19 protein-coding genes are annotated in these 18,552 nt (G+C 64.8%); 6 read left to right on the top strand and 13 right to left on the bottom strand.

The annotated features are described in order from the left end of the window. The first annotated feature begins 180 nt into the window (after positions 1-180). Together VGR99_RS23255 and VGR99_RS23250 are read left to right on the top strand one after the other, a co-directional pair. Entirely contained in the window at positions 181-1,338 is a 1,158-nt protein-coding gene (locus tag VGR99_RS23255) for an ABC transporter substrate-binding protein (RefSeq protein ID WP_326901722.1), read from the top strand. Then, positions 1,338-3,398 carry a sensor domain-containing phosphodiesterase gene (locus VGR99_RS23250; RefSeq protein WP_326901721.1) on the top strand — a complete coding sequence of 687 codons (2,061 nt, stop codon included), beginning with the start codon at positions 1,338-1,340 and terminating at the stop codon, positions 3,396-3,398. Before VGR99_RS23255 ends, VGR99_RS23250 begins: the two co-directional genes overlap by 1 nt. A 107-nt stretch (positions 3,399-3,505) precedes the next feature. Here VGR99_RS23250 and VGR99_RS23245 read toward each other — a convergent pair whose 3' ends face one another. From VGR99_RS23245 to VGR99_RS23205, 9 genes are all read right to left on the bottom strand, one after another. Next, the gene (locus VGR99_RS23245; RefSeq protein WP_326901720.1) at positions 3,506-4,231 is read right to left on the bottom strand and encodes a sulfite exporter TauE/SafE family protein; all 726 of its coding nucleotides are present in this window, start codon (positions 4,229-4,231) and stop codon (positions 3,506-3,508) included. A 43-nt stretch (positions 4,232-4,274) separates the two neighbouring features. Continuing rightward, positions 4,275-5,192 carry a ribokinase gene (locus tag VGR99_RS23240; protein ID WP_326901719.1) on the bottom strand — a complete coding sequence of 306 codons (918 nt, stop codon included), beginning with the start codon at positions 5,190-5,192 and terminating at the stop codon, positions 4,275-4,277. 9 nt (positions 5,193-5,201) lie between these two features. After that, positions 5,202-5,648: a ribose 5-phosphate isomerase B gene (rpiB, locus tag VGR99_RS23235; RefSeq protein WP_063983716.1), complete on the bottom strand. Its 447-nt coding sequence runs from the start codon at positions 5,646-5,648 to the stop codon at positions 5,202-5,204. A 70-nt stretch (positions 5,649-5,718) separates the two neighbouring features. Next, positions 5,719-6,513, bottom strand: coding sequence for a transporter substrate-binding domain-containing protein (locus VGR99_RS23230; RefSeq protein ID WP_326901713.1), 795 nt, complete (start codon positions 6,511-6,513; stop codon positions 5,719-5,721). Positions 6,514-6,533: 20 nt separating this feature from the next. After that, positions 6,534-7,292: an amino acid ABC transporter ATP-binding protein gene (locus VGR99_RS23225; RefSeq protein WP_326901712.1), complete on the bottom strand. Its 759-nt coding sequence runs from the start codon at positions 7,290-7,292 to the stop codon at positions 6,534-6,536. Between the two features lies 1 nt (position 7,293). Next, on the bottom strand, positions 7,294-7,962 hold the full coding sequence (locus tag VGR99_RS23220; protein ID WP_326901711.1) for an amino acid ABC transporter permease: 669 nt from the start codon (positions 7,960-7,962) through the stop codon (positions 7,294-7,296). A gap of 7 nt (positions 7,963-7,969) precedes the next feature. Continuing rightward, positions 7,970-8,653, bottom strand: coding sequence for an amino acid ABC transporter permease (locus VGR99_RS23215; protein WP_326901710.1), 684 nt, complete (start codon positions 8,651-8,653; stop codon positions 7,970-7,972). Between the two features lie 10 nt (positions 8,654-8,663). Next, positions 8,664-9,563, bottom strand: coding sequence for an NAD(P)-dependent oxidoreductase (locus tag VGR99_RS23210; RefSeq protein ID WP_326901709.1), 900 nt, complete (start codon positions 9,561-9,563; stop codon positions 8,664-8,666). A gap of 54 nt (positions 9,564-9,617) precedes the next feature. Further along, positions 9,618-10,355 carry a FadR/GntR family transcriptional regulator gene (locus VGR99_RS23205; RefSeq protein WP_326901708.1) on the bottom strand — a complete coding sequence of 246 codons (738 nt, stop codon included), beginning with the start codon at positions 10,353-10,355 and terminating at the stop codon, positions 9,618-9,620. 194 nt (positions 10,356-10,549) lie between these two features. Here VGR99_RS23205 and VGR99_RS23200 point away from each other — a divergent pair, with 194 nt between their 5' ends. The 3 genes from VGR99_RS23200 (at position 10,550) to VGR99_RS23190 (ending at position 12,235) form a co-directional block, all read left to right on the top strand. Then, entirely contained in the window at positions 10,550-10,867 is a 318-nt protein-coding gene (locus VGR99_RS23200; protein ID WP_326901707.1) for a hypothetical protein, read from the top strand. A 77-nt stretch (positions 10,868-10,944) separates the two neighbouring features. After that, positions 10,945-11,313 carry a GFA family protein gene (locus tag VGR99_RS23195; RefSeq protein ID WP_326901705.1) on the top strand — a complete coding sequence of 123 codons (369 nt, stop codon included), beginning with the start codon at positions 10,945-10,947 and terminating at the stop codon, positions 11,311-11,313. Positions 11,314-11,422: 109 nt separating this feature from the next. Beyond that, positions 11,423-12,235, top strand: coding sequence for a DUF4886 domain-containing protein (locus VGR99_RS23190; protein WP_326901703.1), 813 nt, complete (start codon positions 11,423-11,425; stop codon positions 12,233-12,235). Positions 12,236-12,383: 148 nt separating this feature from the next. Here the strand turns inward: VGR99_RS23190 and VGR99_RS23185 are convergent, their stop codons facing one another. Continuing rightward, complete coding sequence (locus VGR99_RS23185) at positions 12,384-13,154, bottom strand: exodeoxyribonuclease III (RefSeq protein ID WP_326901701.1); 771 nt, start codon at positions 13,152-13,154, stop codon at positions 12,384-12,386. Between the two features lie 39 nt (positions 13,155-13,193). On the opposite strand from VGR99_RS23185, the gene VGR99_RS23180 reads away from it, so the two are divergent. After that, positions 13,194-13,415: a cysteine rich repeat-containing protein gene (locus tag VGR99_RS23180; protein WP_326901700.1), complete on the top strand. Its 222-nt coding sequence runs from the start codon at positions 13,194-13,196 to the stop codon at positions 13,413-13,415. Positions 13,416-13,505: 90 nt separating this feature from the next. Here VGR99_RS23180 and alr read toward each other — a convergent pair whose 3' ends face one another. From alr to VGR99_RS23165, 3 genes are all read right to left on the bottom strand, one after another. Further along, positions 13,506-14,765 (bottom strand): alanine racemase, encoded by a 1,260-nt coding sequence (gene alr, locus VGR99_RS23175; RefSeq protein WP_414645156.1) that lies wholly within the window; start codon positions 14,763-14,765, stop codon positions 13,506-13,508. Positions 14,766-14,829: 64 nt separating this feature from the next. Then, positions 14,830-16,341 carry a replicative DNA helicase gene (locus tag VGR99_RS23170; RefSeq protein WP_326901698.1) on the bottom strand — a complete coding sequence of 504 codons (1,512 nt, stop codon included), beginning with the start codon at positions 16,339-16,341 and terminating at the stop codon, positions 14,830-14,832. A gap of 756 nt (positions 16,342-17,097) precedes the next feature. Then, on the bottom strand, positions 17,098-18,348 hold the full coding sequence (locus VGR99_RS23165) for a cyclopropane-fatty-acyl-phospholipid synthase family protein (protein WP_326901696.1): 1,251 nt from the start codon (positions 18,346-18,348) through the stop codon (positions 17,098-17,100). Positions 18,349-18,552 lie beyond the last annotated feature (204 nt).

The following is an 18,552-nucleotide window of genomic DNA, read 5'->3' as shown; positions in this document are numbered from 1 at the left end:
GTCTGCTGATAGCACGGAACGGCGGTCCGTGAGGCCGGCTATGTGCGCGCCCAATATCGCAATTCAACGCAAGCCGTACACCCTTTGTTAGCTTTAGGCCGCCGCGCCGCGCCGGACTTTGCCAAATGTTAGCGGACATGGGTCCAGGGTCGGAACCAATACGGGATGGCGAAAAAAAGAATGACGATGTTTCTGCGCATATTGCTCGCAATTGGCGTGGCCTGCGGCGTTGTGGCGCCGGCCGGCCTCGTTGTCGCGGCCGACGCCAAACCCCTCCATATCGTTTTCGTCAACCCCGGCAAGACCGGAGAGGTCTATTGGGACATGGTCGCGCAGACCATGCAGGCCGCGGGCCGCAAGCTCGACGCGCATGTCGAGGTGCTGACCAGCGAGCGCAATTACCGCACCATGCAGGAGCTCGGGTTCGGCGTCGTGGCGCGCCCCGACAAGCCCGATTTTCTCATCCTGTCGAACGAGGAATCCGCCGCCGTTCCGGTCCTGGAGGCGGCCGAGGTTGCCGGCGTCAAGACGCTGCTGCTGTCGAACACGCTGATCGGCGAGGATGCGGTGCGTCTCGGGCCGGCACGCCAGAAGCTCAAGACCTGGCTCGGTGACATCACGACCGATCTCCAGACCGCCGGTGCGCGGATGGCCAACGCGCTGATCAGCGCGGCGCGCGCCGAGAAATGGCAGAGCCCGGACGGCAAGATCCACATTCTCGGCATCGGCGGCGACGAGATCACGCCGGCCTCGATCGCCCGCAACGCCGGTCTTCGGCTCGCCGCGGACGGCGCGCCTGACGTGGTCGTGGACCGGATGCTGTTCGCGAACTGGACGCAGTCGGAGGCCGAGCAGGTCACGGCGAATTATCTGGGCTGGGCCCAGCGCAAGGGAATCCGTCCCGCGGGCGTCTGGGCCGGCAACGATCCGATGGCGCTCGGGGCCATCAAGGCGATCTCGACGGCAGGACTCGTTCCCGGCGAGGACATCCAGGTGGTCGGCCTCAACTGGTCGGAGGATGCGCTGCGCGCGATCAGGGCGGGGCGGCTGCTGCTCACCGATGGCGGCCACTTCCTGCTTGGCGGCTGGTCGATCGTGCTGCTTCGCGACTATGCCGATGGTTGCGATTTCGCGGCGGCTTCGCCCCATGTCGAGGTCAAGACCGCTGCGATCACCCGTGCAAACCTGGCTTCCGTCGGCGACCTCATCAAGAGCCGCTCTTTCGATCGGATCGACTTCACGCGATTCAGGGCGAAGGCGGGACGCTGCGGCCAATACGATTTCTCCATGAATGCGCTCATCTCGTCATTGGCGCCGCTCGAAGGTGCCGCCGACTGATGCGAAACGCTGACGACATGACCGATCCGAAACGCAGCGCGCAGCCGGCGCCGTCGCGTTCGGTGGTCCGCGCGATGATCTGGGCCACCGTGCCGGTGCTGCTGCTGGTGCAACTACTCGCCTCCGCCGGTGTCGAGGTCTCGAGCTTCTGGTCGCAGATCAGGCAGCTCGATGCTCGCATCGCCCGCACGGCCGAGAGCCGCGCCGAGCTGATCGCCGAGCCGCTCTGGAAGATGCGCTACGACCAGGTCACGAACGTGCTCAACGAAATCATGCACGACGAGACCATCGCCGCCGCGGCCGTCTATGACGACACCGGCGTTCCGATCGCGCGCGTCGTGGCGCGTCCGGCTGATCAGTCGGTCTCGGAAGTCTCGCGTCCGATCAGCTACACCAACGGCAACATCGCCGTGCAGGCCGGACGCATCGTGATCGCCTATTCCTATGCGACCGTCTATGCCGATACCGGCAGCCGGCTGATGCTCCTGCTGGTCGTCGGTCTGCTCGCAACGTTCGCCACGCTGATCGCGATGCGGATCTCGGCGAACATCTTCATCGGCAAGCCGCTCGCCGCGATCATGTCGGCGATCCAGCGCAGCAAGCAGGACGGGCGGGCCTATCCGGCCGACATCAAGTCGTTGAACGAGTTCGGCCAGCTCGCGCGGGCCTTCAACGCCATGCAGCACACGACGTCGGGCGCGCTCGACCGGCTTGGCCATATGGCCGCGCACGACCCGCTCACGGGCCTGCCCAATCGCCGCTCGCTGTCCGAGCATCTGGTGACCCTGAGCAACGATGCCGGCTCGCCGGACTCGCTGATCGCGTTCTGCTTCATCGACCTCGACGACTTCAAGGGCATCAACGACACCTTCGGCCATGATGCCGGCGACAAGTTCCTGGTCCACATCTCCGAACGTCTTCGCGACGCGGTCGAGCCGCAGGATTGGGTCGCGCGGCTCGGCGGCGACGAGTTCGTCGTGATCCGCCCCGAGGTCAGCAACCAGGCGACCGCGCAGGCGTTCGCGCGCCACTTGCTGGACGCGATATCCGAGCCGATCCGGCTGCACGACAAGCAGGTCGTGCCGCGCGCCAGCATCGGTCTTGCCGTGCGTCGGGCCGCCGATCCCGAGCTGTCGCACCTCCCGGCGCTCGCCGACATCGCGCTCTACCATGCCAAGAGCAAGGCGCCCGGCACCGTCGCGGTGCTGGACGAAGCGCTGCAGCGCGACTATCGCCGCCGCAGGGATCTGGAGCTCGCCATTCCCACAGGCTTTGCCGAGGGACAGTTCGAGGTCTGGTATCAGAGCCAGGTCGATCTGGAGAGCCAGGCTGTCGTCGGTCTCGAAGCACTGATCCGCTGGCGCCATCCCGAGCATGGCATCATTGGTCCCGGCGAATTCCTGCCGCTGATCGAGCGCAGCGGTAACAACGCGCGGCTGACGCGCTACGTGCTGACCGACGCCTGCCGCGCGCTGCAGCGCCTGGCGGCTGCCGGCCGGCCGGAGATCCGGGTCGCGATCAATCTGCCGCCGTCCGAGCTCGCCGACCATTCGCTCGCCGCCGAGCTGCGCACGACCTGCAGGAATTTCAATGTTGCGGCATCATCGCTGGAGCTCGAGATCACCGAGGGTTCGCTGATCAATAATATCGCCAGCGCATCCGAGACGCTGCACCGCCTGCGGCGCCTCGGTGCCACCATCGCGCTCGACGATTTCGGCACGGGCTACAGCTCGCTCGCGCATCTCAGGCGTTTCCCGCTGGACAAGGTCAAGATCGACAAGGCCTTCATCAGCGAGATTCCCGGCAGCGCGGAAGACAAGGCGATCGTCGGCGTCATTGCCTCGCTCGCCGGCACGCTGGGGCTGACCCTGGTCGCCGAAGGCATCGAGCGGGCCGAGCAGGCCGCGGCCATGCGCGAGATGGGCGTGCGGTTCGGGCAGGGCTATCTCTACCAGCGGCCGCAACCCCTCGAGGCCGTGCTGCAAGGGCTCGAAGGGCAGCCCCGTGAAGCTCGCGTCCGCATCGACAGCCCGCCGATTGCGCCTGAATTCGCGGCCTGAGCGCGGCTAAAGCATGATCCGGAAAAGTGCGCAGCGGTTTTCCGAAAAGATCATGCTCAAACAACGACCTAAAGCGCGATGACGATTCATCCTGATCTCATCGCGCTTTAGGGCTGCGTCGCGTTCCAGAGCATCGAGAGCCCGGCTGCGATCATGATCGCGTCCATCACCAGGCGGAACATGTCCGGCTTCAGATGCAGCACGAAGCGTTTGGCGATGAAAGCACCTGCCATCAGCGAGGATCCTGCGATCAGGCCCTTGATGAACACCTCCTGCGTCAGGGCGCCGAACCGTTCGAACGTCACGGACTTCGCGAAATAGAGGCCGAGCGAGGCGGCGGCCTCGGTCGCGAGGAAGGCACCCCTGGACAGGCCGTAGAACAGGAACAGCGGCACGCTGAGCGGGCCGGTCGAAACCACGATGCCGGTGAGATAGCCGATGACGGCGCCGCCGATTGCGAGGTGCCAGAGCTTGGCCTTGAGGTCGTGCCGGGCCAGCCAGTGCCGGGTCGGCACCATCGCGATCAGGAAGATACCGATGGCGAGATCCACGGCATGCGCGGGCAGCGCCAGCAGGGTGCGCGCGCCGAGCGCCGCCGCCGGAATGCCCGTGACCGAATAGGCAGCGCAGGCGCGCCAGTCGACTTCGCGCCACCAGGCCAGGATCCGCGAAAAATTCGCCATCACGGAAGCAACCGCCATGATCGGCACCGCTTCCTTCGGCCCATAGGCGTAGACCAGCACCGGCATCAGCATGATCGACGAGCCCGTGCCGACGATGCCTGAAATGGTGCCGGCGATCAGGCCGACGATGAGGACGAAGAGGAAGGCCATGGGCAGGGCTCCGGGAATCGGAGCACTGTAACCGCGGACGAGGCTAGGCGAGAGACGGAATCTTCGCCCGCATCGGCATGCCCGCCTGCGCACCCGGCTCGAGGCACTTCCGGGCCGCCGCTTCGCATCCGACCTGCAGTGCGGTTTGCAGCGGAACCTTTTCGTGGATCATCGCTGCGAAGGCGCCGACAAAGGTGTCGCCGGCCCCGGTCGTGTCGACCGGTGTGATGCGCGGGGCGGGCGCGCGCCGGCAGGTCCCGTCGGCTGCGACAGCCAGAGCGCCTTGCGCGCCGGCAGTCACGATGCAGGTGAGGTCGCCAATCCTGGCGAGTTCCGTGGCCGCGGCCGTGTAATCGGGCGGCGCGAGGCCGACCGCTGCGGCCGCATCCAGCGCCTCGTGTTCGTTGACGATGAGATGATCGGTCACGGCGAGAAGCTCCGTCACCATTTCACGCGTCATCTTTTCTGGAACCGGTGCGAGGTTCCATATGACGGTGCCTGAAGCGGAGGCTGTCCGGCGCGCAGCCTCGACTGCCTGCGCGAACGGCACCTCCATCTGGAGCACCAGCGCGGTGTCGGGACCAAACAGCGCCGCGGGAAGGTCACTTGCGCTCGTGGAATTGTTGGCGCCGCTCGCCACCGTGATGGCGTTCTCGCCGGCTTGATCGACCGTGATGAAGGCGCAGCCGGTCGGCTCGCTTGCCCTGATGACGAGGTCGACGTCGACCCCGTTCGCGCGAAGGTTCTCGATCGCGCGGTCGCCAAATCCGTCCGAGCCGACACGACCGGCCATGCGCACGTGCCCGGGTCCCGCCATCCGCGCTGCGGCGACGGCCTGGTTGGCGCCCTTGCCGCCGAAATGCGTCTGGTAGGACGGTGCGAGCACGGTCCTGCCAGGACCAGGAATGACAGGCACTTGCGCGACCAGATCGATGTTGAGCGAGCCGAACACCAGGATCATGGCAGGCCGTCAGCCCTGCTCGTCCATGATGCGCAGCTTCTCCACGCGGCGGCGGAAATCCTCGTCGGTGGAAAATTCGGCGGAAAGATAGGACGATACCAGATCGACGGCGAGCCAGGCGCCGACGATCTGTGCGCCGATGCACATCACGTTGACGTCGTCATGCTCGACGCTCTGATGGGCGGAATGGACGTCGTGGCAGACCGCGGCGCGGATGCCCTTCATCTTGTTGGCGGCGATCGAGGCGCCGACGCCGGTGCCGCACACCATGATGCCGCGGGCGGCTTCACCCGACGTCACCTTCTGCGCCACGGCGCGTGCGATATCGGGGAAATCCACCGGCTTGTCGTCATAGGAGCCGACGTCGACGACGTCGTGGCCGAGGCTGCGGATATGGTCGATGACGGTCTGCTTGAGCGGCCAGCCGGCGTGGTCGGATCCGATGACGAGACGCATTTGATGTCCTTCTAGATTTTGCATGAGGCGTGACAGCCGCCGGCAAGCGGCTGTCACGATCGTTCTGGGGTTAGCTGCGCATGTCGGCCGGCAACTCGACCCCGTGGAATTTCTTGTAGATCGCGTTGAGCTTGCCGTTCTTGACGTTCTCGCCGATCCAGGCGTTGAGCTTGTCCATCAGGCGCTGCTCACCCTTCTTCAGGCCGATGGCGAGATCGAAGGTCGCCAGCGGTATCCGGGATTCGAAGACGCGCGAGGGGTTCTTCACGCCGATCTGGTTGATGATCGTTGCGGACGAGGCGACGCAGTCGACCTGGCCGGAGACGGCGGCCGTCACCATGGTGGCGTCGTCGTCATAGCGCGCGATCTTCAGATCCTTGTCCTTCATGTTGGACAGGGTGGTGTCTTGCGTGGTGCCGCGCGAGACGCCGATCGACTTGTCCTTCAGGTCCGGCCAGTCCTTGACGGTCGAGGACTTGAGGCAGCCGACGTCGGATTGCAGCGTCGCATAGCGCTTGGTGAAATCGATCACCTTGGCGCGCTCGGGCGTTACCGACAGGGTCGAGATGATGATGTCGGCCTTGCCGGTCAGCACGTTTGGGATGCGGGTTGCCCCGGTGGTCTGGACGAATTCGAGCTCGAGCCCCCAATCCTTGGCGAGCAGTTGTGCCACCTCGACGTCGGAGCCCGTCGGCTTCATGTTGGAATCCATCATGCCCGAAGGCGGGATGGCGAGGTCGGTCGAGATGCGGATCTTCTTGGCCTGGGTGATGTCATCGAGCAGGTCGGCCGATGCTGGCGTTGCTGCCATCATGACCAGGCCGCACAGTGCGGCGGCGGTGCCCAGCAGTGTCTTGTTGATCATCCCTAGTTCTCCTCTCCCTGTTATGATTTTAGGTTTCCCGTGCCCACGAATTGCGTGAGTTCGGGGGTCGTCGGCGACGTCAGGATCGAGGCGGGTCCGGTCTCGTGAACCTTGCCGCGATGCATGAACACGATCCGGTCGGCGATACCTTTGGCAAAACCCATCTCGTGGGTGACCATCACCATGGTCATACCGTCAGCCGCCAATTGCTCGATCACCTTCAGCACTTCAGCCGTTAGCTCGGGATCGAGCGCCGAGGTGACCTCGTCGAACAGCATGACCTTCGGCTGCATCGCGAGCGAACGTGCGATCGCAGCGCGCTGCTGCTGGCCGCCGGAAAGCTGCTCGGGATAGGCGTGCAGCTTCTCCTCGAGCCCGACCTGCGCCAGCACTTTTCGTGCGAGGTCCTTGGCTTGCGACGCCGGCATGCCTTTCACGGCGCAGGGTGCGAGCGTGATGTTCTGCTCGATCGTGAGATGCGGAAACAGATTGTAGCTCTGGAACACGATGCCGACGTCTTGGCGCAGCGCGCGCAGGTCGACATCGGGACGATCGACGCGATGCCCGCAGACCACGATCTCGCCGCCGTCGACCTTCTCGAAGCGGTCGATGCAGCGCAGTGCCGTGCTCTTGCCGGAGCCGGAGCGGCCGATCAGGGCCAGCACCTCGCCGCGCTGGACGGCAAAGGAGACGCCGTCGAGCACCCGGAGCGGGCCGAAGCTCTTCTGCACGTCGCGGAGCGACACGATCGGTTCGGAGGCGGAGGAGGTTTGGTGCATGTCAAGCTGGCGCGAGGTTGGACCTGCCACGCCCCATCCGCTTCTCCAGCCTCTGGCTGAACAGGGAGAGGGGATAGCACATGGCGAAATAGGTGACGGCGATGATGGCGTAGATGGCGAACGGCTCGAACAGCGAGTTGTTGACGATCTGGCCCGAGCGCATCAGCTCGACGAAACCGACGACGGAGGCGAGCGAGGTGTTCTTGATGATCTGCACCATGAAGCCGACGGTCGGCGGCGTCGCGATGCGGATCGCCTGCGGCAGGATCACCTTTAGCATGCGCTGGGTTCGGCTCAGCGCGAGGCCTTCGGCGGCTTCCCATTGCGGCTTCGGCACCGACTGGATGCAGCCGCGCCAGATCTCGCCGAGATAGGCGGCAACATAGAGCGTCAGCGAAGCGCCGGCGGCAGCCAGCGGCGAGACCTTGAGGCCGATGGCGGCCAGGCCAAAATAACCGAGGAACAGGATCACGAGCAGCGGCGTGCCCTGGATCAGCTGGACATAGATGGCGCTGGCGATCCGCACCGATTTAAGCGGCGAAATCCGCGCCAGCGCGATCACGAAGCCGACGATGCCGCCGCCGATCAGCGCGATCGCGGACAGGCCAATGGTCCACAGCGCGCCCTGGCCGAGGAACATCAGATGGTTGATGTTGAGATGTCCGCCCATGGTCATCTCACAACGGCGTGCCGAGCCGGCGGCGGCGCGGGAACAGCACCAGGCCGAGGCCCCAGAAGCCCGCACGCATCACCAGCGACAGGAAGACGTAGATCACGGCGACGATGATGTAGGTCTCGAACGCGCGATAGGTGTCCGACTGGATGTAGTTCGCGACCGCCGTGAGCTCTTCCGCCGAGATCTGCGAGCATACCGAAGAGGCCAGCATCAGCAGCACGAACTGGCTGGTCAGCGCCGGATAGACCTTCTCGATCGCCGGCAGCAGGATGATGTGCCAGTAAACCTGCAGGCGCGACAGCGCCAGCCCCTCGGCCGCCTCGATCTGGCCACGCGGGATCGCCTCGAAGCCGGCGCGCATGATCTCGGCGGTGTAGGCGCCGACATTGATCGTCAGCGCGGCCACGGCCACGGTGAACGCGGAGAATTTCAGGCCAAGGCTGGCGAGACCGAAATAGACCAGGAAGATCTGCACCAGCAGCGGTGTGTTGCGGATCGCCTCGACATAGATCTTGCAGGCGCCGGCGATCAGCGCGCTTCGCGAGCCGCGGCCGACTGCTGCGAGCGTGCCGATCAGAGCGCCGAGCACGGTCGCGAAGAACGCCAACTCGAGCGTCAGCGCAGCGCCGGCCAGGAAGCTTGGCCAACGCTCCAGCACTGCGGGAAAGTCGAGTTGGAGGCTCATCGTATCAGGTTCAGCCCGTGGTCTGGTTGGTCATTCGGTCATAGACGCGGAACAGCGCCTGGTTGCCGTTGCTGCCCTCGCCATGCGCGCGCGCATCCACGTATTGGCTGGTGACGAGCGCGGTGCCGGGCAGGGGCACGCTCAGCGCCTGCGCGTGCTCCTGCACCAGGCGGAGGTCCTTGAGCTGCAGGTCGATGCGGAATCCGGCGGAGACGTCGCCTGCGATCATCGCGGGGCCGAGCTTGTCGAGCATCCAGGAGGCGGCGGAGCCACCGAGCAGGACCCGGCGCAGCAAATTGAGATCGATGCCCGAGGCGCGTCCGAGTGCGAGAGCTTCGCAGATGGCCTGGATATTGATGCCGCAGATCAGCTGGTTGCAGAGCTTGACGGTCTGGCCGGCGCCGGACGCGCCGACATGTGTGATGGTCGTGCCCATCGCGCGGAAGAACGGCTCGGCCTTGGCAAACGCGTCCGCATCTCCGCCGGCCATGATCGAGAGTGCGGCGTTCTTGGCGCCCACGGGGCCGCCCGAGACCGGCGCATCGATGAAGCCGACGCCCACCTTCTGCAGGTCGGCATGGATGCGGCGCACGGCGACCGGCGAGATCGTGCTCATGTCGACGATGAGCTTGCCTGATGGCGGCGATTTCAGCAGGCCTTGCTCCCCGTAGATGGTTGCTTCGACATGGGGCGTGTCGGGCAGCATGGTGATGACGATGTCGGCGCCTTGCGCGGCATCGGCCGGGCTCTTGGCGACAACCGCGCCGTCCTTCACGCCGTCGGCCAATGCGGCCTCGTTGAGATCGAAGATGCGAACCGCGTGGCCGGCCACCAGCAGGTTGCGCACCATCTCCCGGCCCATGGTGCCGATGCCGATGAATCCGACGCTGCCCTTGTCATTCCGTCCCATGTTGTCAGTCCGTTTCTTGGTTGATTGTTGGCTTCCCGGTCGACTGGTCTGCGATCAGCCTGAGGCGGTCTTGTCGATGTCGCCGACAATGGCGCGCCTGCGGTATTCGTCGCCGATGGCAAAATGCTTGCGCAACGTCGCGTCAGCGCGCTCGGGATCGCGCGCGATCACCGCTTCGAAGATGCGGCGGTGGTCGTCGATCAGATAGGTCTTCATCGAGGGGAAGGCCTGCACCAGCTCGCGGCGGCTGCGGTGCGAATGCGTCAGTAGACCCGCCAGCGAGCCGTGCAAGACGGTCAGCGTCTCCGAATGCGCGGCGACGACGATGGCGCGGTGGAATTCGAAGTCGGCCATGCCGCCGGCATCGGCCTCGTCGATCGTCTCCCCGATCTTGGCGAGAGCGCGCTGCAGGCGCTCGAAATCGGCGATGTTGGCGCGCTCGCAGGCGAGCCGGATGGCCTGGCATTCGATTGCGACGCGCGCCTGCATCACGTCGTCGAGCATGTCCGCCTGCTGGGCAAGCGCGAAGGTGAAGAAGTCGTTCAGCACTGAAACGTCCGGTCGGGTCACCACGGTGCCGATGCGGTCGCGGATCTCGACGATACCGAGCACGGTGAGGGCGCGTAGCGCCTCGCGGACGATCGGCCGGCTGACGCCAAGCAGGGTCGCCAGCTCACGCTCGGAAATCAGGCGATCGCCAGGCTTGAGCGAGCCCGCGAGCAGGCGCTCGCGCAGGAAGGCGAACACCTTCTCGAACCCTTTTTCGCCTTCGGCGGCCCGCTTGAGCTCCATCCCGGCCTCTTTTGGTCTGATCGTGGTCAGACCAGTATGATAACCAGAGGAGGCGCGTCAAGGGGCTTGGTTAATCGCCGGTGATAACCCCGCCCCCAATCCGACGGGTTCCCCGGCCGGATCCTTAGAATTTGACGCGTATTGATCGGAGCGCTCGCTGAAAGAACGTTCGCTCAAAGAATTTGAGGCCCGCAATGCCCGATCATCACTCCTTCTCCGCCCTCGACCGCCATGCGGTGCTCGGCGGCTCCGACAACGGTTTTCCCTGGTATGCGGGCGCGATGCTCGCGGTTGAAGCCGGCGAGGTCGTGCGGCTGCGCTGCGAGAAGCTCAGCCATGGCGACGCGGCTGCGGGGCAGGAGGCCATCCTGATGGTGAGCGAGAAGATCGCCGCGGCCTTCGAGGCAACTTTCAGCCTGCTCGGCGGCGCCACGCCGGCGGCGATCGTCCAGCGCTATCGCGAGCATGTCGCCGCGAACGCCAGGCGGCTGTCGGCGAACGAGGCTCCCTGACGGGGCGCGCGCTGCTGACAGCATGTTGGCAGCAGGGGCCGGCTACGACCATCTCCTGACAAATCGGGGAGCGGGTCATGCCGATCGAGGCAAGCTGTCATTGCGGTGAGACGGTGTTCGAGGTGACGGAGGCGCCCTCGAACGTGACGCGCTGCACCTGCTCGCTGTGCGCCAAGCGCGGTGCGCTGTGGGCCTATTACACGCCTGCGCAATTTCGGCTGCTGTCACCGGCGGACAACGTCGCGACCTATCTCTGGGGCAGCCGGACCGTCAAACACCATTTCTGTGCAAGCTGTGGCTGCGGCACCTATTCGGAGTCGCCGGACTGGTCGAGCGGCAAGCCGGATTTCGACAATCCCAAGGTTGCCGTGAACGCGCGTCTGTTCGACGATTTCGATCTCGATGCCGTGCCGGTGAACATGATCGACGGCAAGAATCTCTGGTGAGCATCTGTGGTGAGCATGCGAACTCACGCATGCCTGCCCCACCTTCGTGCTCTTGAGGCCATTTTGAAAAGCTGATTTGGTTCCGGCCCGATAAGAACGGGAGGAAGTCATGATGCGTCTTTTTGCGCGAGTGATGCTTGCAATGTGTCTGGCCGTTGTATTCGGCAATGCACAGGCGCAGACCAAGCCGAAGGTCACGACACCGGGACCTGACTTCCCCAAGGCCGCGCTCTTCGTCGGCAACAGCTTCTTCTACTACAACAACGGCATGCCCGGGCATCTCTCCTTCATGGAGCGGGCAGCCGATGCCGAGAACAAGGCGGCGTACCGCAACACCATGGCCACGATCGGCGGCTCCGGCCTCGACTGGCACGACATGGACAATCTGCTGCGGCCGGGCGGCATCGGCGCCTATTCCTTCGACGAGCAGAACGTCGTCGTCTTCAACAAGCCCGGCAGGCAGTTCGACGCCGTGGTGATGATGGATTGCAGCCAATGCCCGATCCATCCGCAATTGAAGGATGCGTTCACGACCTCCGCCAAGAAGGACAGCGACATCGTCCGCGCCCACGGCATGCGGCCGGTGCTGTTCATGTCCTGGGCCTATGCCGACAAGCCGGAGATGACGGAGCAATTGGCCGAGGCCTATACGGTCGCGGGCAACGCCAACGATGCGCTGGTCATTCCCGCAGGCCTCGCGTTCGCGCGCGTGCGCAAGCTGCAGCCCGAGCTCAATCTGTATGCGCCGGACAAGCGGCATCCGAGCCCGGCCGGCACATATCTGGCGACCTGTGTGACACTCGCCGCGCTGACGGGACGCTCGCCGGTCGGCAATTCCTACACGATGGGGCTGGATGCGGAGACGACGCAACTGCTGCAAAAGGCGGCGTGGGACACGGTGCAGGAGTATTACGGGCGCTAACCCACGGCACGTATTCGTGGGGTGGGCAAAGGCGCATTTGCGCCGTGCCCACCATCTGTCTCCGTAAGCGAATTTGGTGGGCACGCTTCCGCCTTCGCTCTTCGAGCTACGGCGGACAAGTCGCTTTGCCCACCCTGCGGCATCTCGTTCATTTCAGCACCACCCACGCCGGCGCGTGATCGCTCGCGCCGTCCTCGCCGCGAACCTTCCTGTCGACACCGGCCTTCGCCAGCCGCGAGACCAGGGCAGGGCTCAGCAGCAGATGATCGAGCCGCAGGCCCGCATCGCGCGGCCAGCGGTTTCGCTTGTAATCCCAGAACGTGTAGATGCGCTTCTCCGGATGCAGTTCGCGGATCGCATCGCACCAGCCTTGCTCGACGAGCGAGCCAAACGCCGCGCGGCTCTTCGGCTGGATCAGCGCGTCCTTGTCCCATGAGCGCGTCGGATAGATGTCGATTTCCGTTGGCGCGACGTTGTAGTCGCCGGCGAGCACCACGGGCAGGTCCTGCTTGATGAAGATCTTCGCGTGACGCTTGAGCCGCGCGAACCAGTCGAGCTTGTAGTCGAATTTCGGCCCCGGCTGCGGATTGCCGTTGGGCAGATAGATGCTGGTGATGATGATTCCGCGCACGGCGGCCTCGATGTAGCGGGCTTCGAGATCGCCGGGCTTTCCCGGCAGGCGGTCGCGGGTGAGAATGGGTTCGGCATTGCGGGCGAGGATGGCGACGCCGTTCCAGGTCTTTTGTCCGCGCCACACCGCGCCATAGCCGGCTTTTTCGATCGCTGCTGCCGGAAATTCGCCATCACTTGCCTTCAACTCCTGAAGCGCGACGACATCGGGCTTCGCCGTCCGCATCCATGCCAACAGATTGGGCAGGCGGCGGTTGATGTTGTTGATGTTGAATGTCGCAATCTTCATGTAGAGCTACCGGCTTCTGCCTTCCGTACCGGAGATACAATGTCCAAAATGAGCTTTGCCGCCATCGTCGTCGCCGTCGCGTTCTCCGGTGTCGCTTCGGCACAATCGTCCGATCCGCGCGGTGCGTGCAAGGCGGACTACGACAAATTCTGCGCCGGCATTGCGCCAGGCGGCGGCAAGATCATCGCCTGCCTCGACGCCAAGCGCGATCAGCTCAGCGCGACCTGCAAGGCGGCGCTGGACAGCCGGAAGAAGAAGTAAGTTTGGTGTGCCGGACGCGGCGCAGCGCCGTGGCGCGTCGAAGACGCGCGTGAACGCGCTCACGGCGCGTCCGACACATGAGAGTGCTGGCTAGGACGGCAGCGGCGGCGGGCCCGCGGGCTGCTCGATCGGCGGCGGGGAGGGCGGCTGCTCGGCCGTCGGCGCGGGCTCCGGCTTGACCAGCGGCTCCACCACATTGCCGCCCTTGTAGACGCGGGCATAGCGGTGGCCGAGGCTGGTCAGCACCTCGTAGCCGATCGTGCCGAAATGATGCGCGAGCTCGTCGACGGTGATGCCTTCGCCGAGCAGCGTCACCATGTGGCCGCGTCGCGCCGCGTTCGGCGGCAGGTCGGTGATGTCGATTGCGATCAAATCCATCGAGATGCGGCCCGCGACCGGGCAGCGCTTGCCGGCGACGATCACCTCGGCGCCGCGGGTGCCGTCATTGGAGCTGGCGGCGCGGAAATAGCCGTCGGCATAGCCGACCGCGATGATCGCCAGTTTCGTCGGCCGCCGCGCGCTCCAGGTGCCGCCATAGCCGACGGTGTCGCCGCGCTCGACATTGCGGATCTGCACGATGCGGGCCTTGAGGTCGACCACCGGCTGCATCGGATTGTCGGCCTCCGGCGTCGGGTTGACGCCGTACAGCGCCGCGCCCGGCCGCACCAGCTCGAACTGGAAGGGCGCGCCGAGGAAGATGCCCGAGGAATTGGCGAGCGCCGCCGGCACGCCGGAGAATTCACTGGCGATGCCGCGGAAGGCCGCGAGCTGCCTGGCGTTGATCTGGCTGTTGAGCTGCTCGGCCGAGACCAGATGGCTCATCACCAGCGTGATGCCGTGATCGCCGGCGTTGATGCGGGGGATGATGGCCTGCGCCTCCGACAGCGTCAGCCCGAGCCGGTTCATGCCGGTGTCGATATGGATCGCGGCACCGCCGTTCCAACCGGTGCGGCGGCAGAACACGTCCCACTCGGCGAGCTCGTTGAGATCGCCGATCACGGGCCGGCAATCGATCTTGGCGTAGTGCTCGCCGCTGTTCTGGAAATAGCCGCCGAGCACGTAGATCGTGGTCTCCGGCACGGCCTCGCGCACCTTGCGCGCTTCCTCGATGGTGGCGACGAAGAAGGTCTTGCAGCCGGCCTTGCTCAGGGCACGCGCGACCTGTGCGGCGCCGCAGCCATAGGCGTCGGCCTTGATCACCGCCGAGCATTCGGCCGGTACCGCCGTCTTCTCGAGCTTGCGCCAGTTGGCGATGATCGCGTCGAGATCGACGGTGAGCACGCCGCCATAGGCAGCGAGCGCGGCAGCCTGATTGGCCTCCGCTGAGAGAAGGCCGGATTGCTGGATCATTTTCGGGTCGGACGCCATTGTCATGGCGCCGTTTTACGCAAGAGGCCCGCGCGGTTCAAGGAACTCAGTAGTCACCGCCGCTGCGAACCGGCAGCTGACTGTCGGGCGCGAGGTCGCCGAACCGCGTGACCGAGGCTTCGAACGCCAAATCGACGGTGCCGGTCGGGCCGTGGCGCTGCTTGCCGATGATGACCTCGGCCTTCCCGTGCGCAAGACTCATGTCAAGCTGCCACTTCTCGTGTTCAGGCGTGCCCGGGCGAGGCTCCTTCATTGCGAGGTAATATTCCTCGCGGTAAACGAACAGCACGACGTCGGCGTCCTGCTCGATCGATCCGGATTCACGCAGGTCGGAGAGCTGCGGCCGTTTGTCGTCGCGGGATTCGACCTGGCGTGAGAGCTGGGACAGCGCGATCACGGGAACGTTGAGCTCCTTGGCGAGCGCCTTCAGGCTGGTCGTGATTTCGGTGATTTCCTGCACGCGGCTGTCACTGGCGCGCTTGCCCGAGCCCGAGAGCAACTGGATGTAGTCGATCACGAGCAGATCGAGGCCCTTCTGGCGCTTCAGCCGGCGCGCGCGCGCCATCAGTTGCGCGATCGACAGGCCGCCGGTCGCGTCGACATAGAACGGCAGCGATTGCAGCTCGATCGAGACTTCCCGGATCTTCTCGAAATCGGCCTCCGAGATGCCGCCGCGGCGGATGTGGGAGGAGGGAACGCCGGTGCGCTCGGCCACGATACGCGTGGCGAGCTGATCGGCGGACATTTCGCAGGAGAAGAAGCCGATCACGCCGCCATTGGCGGCCTTCGTGGTGCCGTCCGCCTGGAGTTCCGGAACGTAGGCCTTGGCGACGTTGTAGGCGATGTTGGTCGCCAGCGACGTCTTGCCCATGCCCGGGCGTCCGGCCACGATGATGAGATCGGAGTGCTGCAGGCCACCCATCTTGGTGTCGAGGTCGCGCATGCCCGTCGAGATGCCGGACAGCTTGCCGTCGCGCTGGAACGCCTTGGCGGCGAGATCGACCGCGACCGCCAGTGCCTGCGAGAATTTCTGGAAGCCGCCGTCATAGCGGCCGGACTCGGCGAGCTCGTAGAGGCGGCGCTCGGCGTCCTCGATCTGCGCCCGCGGCGCGAAATCCACCGGCGCGTCATAGGCGACATTGACCATGTCCTCGCCGATGCCGATCAGGTCGCGGCGCAGCGCGAGGTCGTAGATGGTGCGGCCATAGTCCTGGGCGTTGATGATGGTGGTCGCTTCGGCCGCGAGCCGCGCCAGATATTGGCCGATGGTCATGCCGCCGACGTCGGTATCGGCGGGCAGGAACGTCTTCAGCGTCACGGGTGTGGCGATCTTGCCCATCCGGATCAGGCTGCCGGCGGTCTCGTAGATGGTCTGGTGCAGCGGCTCGAAATAATGCTTCGGCTCCAGGAAGTCGGAGACACGGTAGAAGGCGTCGTTGTTGACCAGGATCGCGCCCAGAAGGCTCTGTTCCGCCTCGATATTATGCGGCGCGCTCCGATAGGCGGGCGTTCCGGGCTCGGGCGCGAGTTTGAGGACGTTCGAATCAGTCAGGGCCATGGTCGAGCGATAGCAATTTTCTTGGGCAGATGCGGGGCCGGGATAAAGCGCCGACGCAGGCCAAAGCGGAAGCAAAAGCTCGCCGCTATCAACCGATCTTAAAAGTGGTGGATGATTAGCAGCCGCAGCATGCCCCGTGCTTGACGGATTTTGCGGAACCACGCCCCCGCCGGGCGGCGGTCGCAGCCGCGTCCCGGAAAAATCCGGATGAGGTGAACCTGAGGGGGGCGGGCGCAGACCTATTCAAACGCGCGCGGAACGAGGCTCGTTGGGAGCTTTCGGCTCGGTCAGACCAGCAGGAGGTAGACCAGCGCAACCAGGGCCGCTCCGACGCCGGTGGCGATCAGGGCGTAGTCGGTTCGAAGGTCGTCCTGCACGTCGAATGAGGATTGGGTCTCTTTGCTCATGGCGACGGTCTAAGCCAGGGCCGTCGAGAGGAATGTGAAACAGATCACATCTCCCCGGATTCTTTCGGGGTAACTCCGGAACAAGCAGGCGGGGTATGGTATTGTCTCCCGCGACCTGCCGACAGGAACGAGGCAAGCGATGCGGCCAGAACGGCAGCACCAGATCAGGCGAAGCGAGGCAGCCAGCAGGGCTTGGCTGACCGGCCTGATCGCAGCCATGCAGCACGCCGAGCAGCCTGAAATCCGCCGCCAGCCGGTCGCGCCCGAGGTTATCGCGGAAGTGCGGGCGCAACTGACGTTAACGGCCTCTTACCCATCGTCCCCGATTTCGACCCTGCGTCATTAGACCTCATTCACCAGCCAGTTTCAGCCTGGGTTTCGCGCCGCCTTCGAGCGCCCGCAGCCGGGCTTCCTCGCGCGCGATGTAGTCGCGGGTGATCGGCACCACGCCTTGGCGCTTGGTGAGCTGGATCTGGAAATTCATCATCGCCTGCTTGCGGAACGTCATCTCGCAGGCGGCGAGATAAAATTCCCACATCAGTGCGAAGCGCTCGTCGTAGAGCTGCACCGCTTCCTCGCGCCGCGCCATGAACCGTTCGCGCCAGGCCTTCAGCGTTTCGGCATAGTGCTGGCGCAGGATCTCGATGTCGCAGACCAGAAGGCCGGCGCGCTCGATCGCCGGCAGCACCTCGGACAGCGCGGGGATGTAGCCGCCGGGGAAGATGTATTTGGCGATCCAGGGATTGGTCGAATCCGGGCCTTGCGAACGTCCGATCGAGTGCAAAACCATGACACCGTCATCGCTCAGCAATTCGGCGCAGCGCTGGAAGTAGGCATCGTAAAACCGCGCGCCGACATGCTCGAACATGCCGACCGAGACGATGCGGTCGAACGGGCCTTCGATGTCGCGATAGTCCTCGAGCAGGAATCTGGCGGATCCGGTCAGGCCTTTGTCGATCGCGCGCGCATTGGCGACCTGCAACTGCTCGGTCGACAACGTGATGCCGGTGACATCGGCGCCGGCGATCTCGGCAAGATATAGCCCGAGCCCGCCCCAGCCGGAGCCGATGTCGAGCACGCGCTGGCCGCGCTTGACGCGCAGCTTTGCGGCGATGTGCCGCTTCTTGGCGAGCTGTGCATCGTCGAGCGTCGCGTCCTGCGTCTCGAAATAGGCGCAGCTGTATTGCTTGTCGGCGTCGAGGAAGAGCGAGTAGAGCCGCGCATCGAGATCGTAATGGTGCGCGACGTTGGCGCGGGAGCGCGAGCGCGGATTGAATTGCATCAGGCGCCGCGTCAGATAGCGCAGGTGCCACCAGGGTTTTGCCCACTGCGGCAATAGGTCGGGTTGATCGAGCAGGATCGCGAGGGCATCAGCAATGCTGCCGCGCTCGACGACGAACTCGCCATCCATATAGGCCTCGCCGAGCCCGAGCTCGGGATTGACGAGGATTTTCCGCTCGGCGTCCGCTGTGACGAAGCGCACCGCGACCGGCTCGCCTGAGCCGTCGCCGACGGTGAACTTCGATCCGTTGGCGCTGGTCACCGTCATCGACCCGCGGCGGATAAATTGAGACAAGAATCTGCGCAACAAGCGGTCCATCGACACCTTCCTCTCGAGCGAACCCGAAGGGATGCGACTAACCCGGCCTTCACATCCGACGCTCAGGTCCTGCTCTGGTTCCTATGCGTTTGCATGTAAATCTGGGGAAGGACTTGGATTCCGCTATTGCGCTGTGATCACAGCCGATATTCCAAAAGCGCTTAATCACATCCTTGCGCGTGGTGGCTGCTTCCATTCGCGGCT

It is taken from the genome of Bradyrhizobium sp. (assembly GCF_035935975.1).
Taxonomy (GTDB): Bacteria; Pseudomonadota; Alphaproteobacteria; order Rhizobiales; family Xanthobacteraceae; genus Bradyrhizobium.
The sequence above is the reverse complement of the archived record's forward strand: the minus strand, read 5'-3'. Positions and strand labels throughout refer to the sequence as shown.